We start from the raw sequence: 2,242 nt of genomic DNA, 5'->3' as shown, positions 1-2,242 counted from the left end.
AAAATGATAAGTCTTCGTTAATACGTGTTTAAAACCATCAAATAAGCTCCTCAAAGCGGGTTTTGCCTCCCTCTGCGTGTCCGTTTCATACGGTTGGCATGCAGTACGTGTGGTAGGAATAAGTGTCACTGGCGTACTGTAGCTATAGTCGAAAGGCTAAACCGCTTACAGGGGAACTTCGCATAGGCGGAGCGTTAGGAGTAGTTACATTGGACTGTTAAGTTGCATGTTGGGGAAACCCTCGCAGAGATACAGCCGTGTAGCGGCAGGGAGCGCGTGGAGCAGAGGTACACAACCCAGAAGTCCTTGTCTGCATAGTATGTAAAACTATGTGCGGATACGACCGATGCGTGGCTCCGTCAGCCCAATCAGGTTATTCGGCAATACTTAAGGGAGAGTGATTTTTTTCAAAATCGCGCCCTTAGGGTGAGTATTGCCGAAACTCACTCAACGTTCACCATCAGCCCAGAGGGCTTGCCCGAAGGCTGGGGTGATCGGGGAGTGAGTGAGAGCATTTATTTAAGTGCTATTGTCTTTACTGCTTGTATAGTTTTACTTTCCGACTTGATGTATAGTAAAACTATACAAAGGATTAATTCTTGTGATTATAGATTTTAAACATAAGGGACTAGAAAGGTTTTTTAAAACCAGTTCTACAGCAGGGATTCAGTCAGTACATGCTACAAAGTTAAAAAGACAATTAACAGTTTTGAATGAAGCACAAAGTATTGATGAGATGAATTTCCCTGGATGGAAGCTGCATCCTTTGAAAGGGAAGTTAAAAGATCATTGGGCTATTACAGTGAATGCCAATTGGCGTATGACTTTCATTTTTAAAGATGGTAATGCGTATATCGTAGATTATCAGGACTATCATTGAGGTGAATATGATGATGAATAATCCAGCTCATGCAGGTGAGTTAGTTTCAGAATGGTTAGATGGCTTAAAAGAAGAAGGACAAGTTATTACGATTACAGAACTTGCTGCACGTATTCGAGTGACACGTCCGTTACTTTCTCGAATTATTAATGGTAAAGCACCAGTTACCGCAGATGTAGCTTTACGTTTACATGATGCTTTAGGAATCAGTGCAGATCTGTTAATGCGTGTTCAATCGAAACATTCACTTTGGATGGAATCACAAAAACAGCGTCCGCAGATTCAACCATTTTTTGTACAGTGTTAATTTTTATTTATGCATAACATTCAAGATATAGCAGATTGTTTATTTAATCTAGAATCACAGTCTTCAAAAGTTAGGCTTAAAAAGGGTTCTAGAATATTTTTTTTATTTGATACGCATCTAGGTATTTGGCGTGAGCTTTTGCTCAAAAAAGACAGAGATGAATTGTTAGAACGGACTAGAAATTTTTGTGAGTTTTTAAAAAAAGAAGAAGCTCAAGTCTATGGTTCTAATAAGAAAAAATATGACTATTTAAAACATGTCGAACACTATCTCATTTCACTTAAAAAGTGGAATAAAGAATAGATAAAACAGCCTTAAATGGCTTCTAATACTCAAACGATATGCCTAGATCCGAAGCCAAAATATTATGAAGATTGACAATATTTTATCTATAATAGGACTTACGCACTATTATTTATAGATTCTCTGTGGTAGCAGATGATTTTTATCGAGAATAAAGTCATCAATTTTTGCGTCGCACGGGTACAAAATTTTGCATCTCTTAAACTCCACTTTATATTTAATTCGTTATATCGTTTACTACACCATTAACACGGTTTTTACCACACTAGACACACAAATATGCATTTAGAATGAAATGCTGGAAATAAAAAAGGGCGATAGACCCTAGATCCTCGCCCTTTTTCCTTACTGCAATTTATTTTTGCGCTTTGCTCTGCTCTTTAAAACGCGTGTCGTAAATAGCACATTTGCGATCAACCTTAGCCATCGCTCTTTCTAACCCACGAATACGATGTGTATTGTTATATTTTTTAGCGTAGGTCATTTGCTGTGCTAGCTTTTGCTTTTTAATTTCACATGATCTTGCATCGTAGGCAAAGCTTTGAATAGAAATAAGTGATGCACCAATTAAAATAATTGAACGTAATAACATAAGCTGTACCTCTTCATTATTCATCTTAAGTAAATTGTATTTGCAATGATTATAACGAGCATACAGCTGTGCAATAAGGATAAAAAACACAAATTGTAAAATTATAGGACTTACGCACTATTATTTATAGATTCTCTGTGGTAGCAGATGATTTTTATCG

Annotated in this window: 4 protein-coding genes; 3 read left to right on the top strand and 1 reads right to left on the bottom strand. The window is 37.1% G+C overall.

Annotated elements, in window-relative coordinates; translation table 11 throughout:
• The first annotated feature begins 601 nt into the window (after positions 1 to 601).
• The 3 genes from FTV34_RS17035 to FTV34_RS17025 are packed head-to-tail and all read left to right on the top strand — an operon-like array spanning position 602 to position 1,490.
• Positions 602 to 880, top strand: a complete 279-nt coding sequence (locus FTV34_RS17035) for a type II toxin-antitoxin system RelE/ParE family toxin (RefSeq protein WP_180009683.1) — start codon at positions 602 to 604, stop codon at positions 878 to 880.
• Between the two features lie 10 nt (positions 881 to 890).
• Positions 891 to 1,187 carry a HigA family addiction module antitoxin gene (locus FTV34_RS17030; protein ID WP_218945739.1) on the top strand — a complete coding sequence of 99 codons (297 nt, stop codon included), beginning with the start codon at positions 891 to 893 and terminating at the stop codon, positions 1,185 to 1,187.
• 9 nt (positions 1,188 to 1,196) lie between these two features.
• A complete protein-coding gene (locus FTV34_RS17025; protein WP_174660752.1) occupies positions 1,197 to 1,490 on the top strand; it encodes a hypothetical protein in 294 nt (97 codons plus the stop codon).
• Positions 1,491 to 1,845: 355 nt separating this feature from the next.
• Here FTV34_RS17025 and FTV34_RS17020 read toward each other — a convergent pair whose 3' ends face one another.
• Entirely contained in the window at positions 1,846 to 2,082 is a 237-nt protein-coding gene (locus FTV34_RS17020) for a DUF1090 family protein (protein ID WP_174660751.1), read from the bottom strand.
• Between the last annotated feature and the right edge of the window lie 160 nt (positions 2,083 to 2,242).

The sequence above is a fragment of the Acinetobacter sp. YH16038 genome (assembly GCF_013417275.1).
GTDB lineage: Bacteria > Pseudomonadota > Gammaproteobacteria > Pseudomonadales > Moraxellaceae > Acinetobacter.
This window is presented reverse-complemented; position numbering and strand designations above follow the sequence as displayed.

What these genes read in the sequence shown, in the direction of transcription:
- FTV34_RS17030 (WP_218945739.1), top strand. Translation starts at nt 891, where the DNA reads ATGATGAATAATCCAGCTCATGCAGGTGAGTTAGTTTCAGAATGGTTA.
- FTV34_RS17025 (WP_174660752.1), top strand. Translation starts at nt 1,197, where the DNA reads ATGCATAACATTCAAGATATAGCAGATTGTTTATTTAATCTAGAATCA.
- FTV34_RS17020 (WP_174660751.1), bottom strand. Translation starts at nt 2,082, where the DNA reads ATGTTATTACGTTCAATTATTTTAATTGGTGCATCACTTATTTCTATT.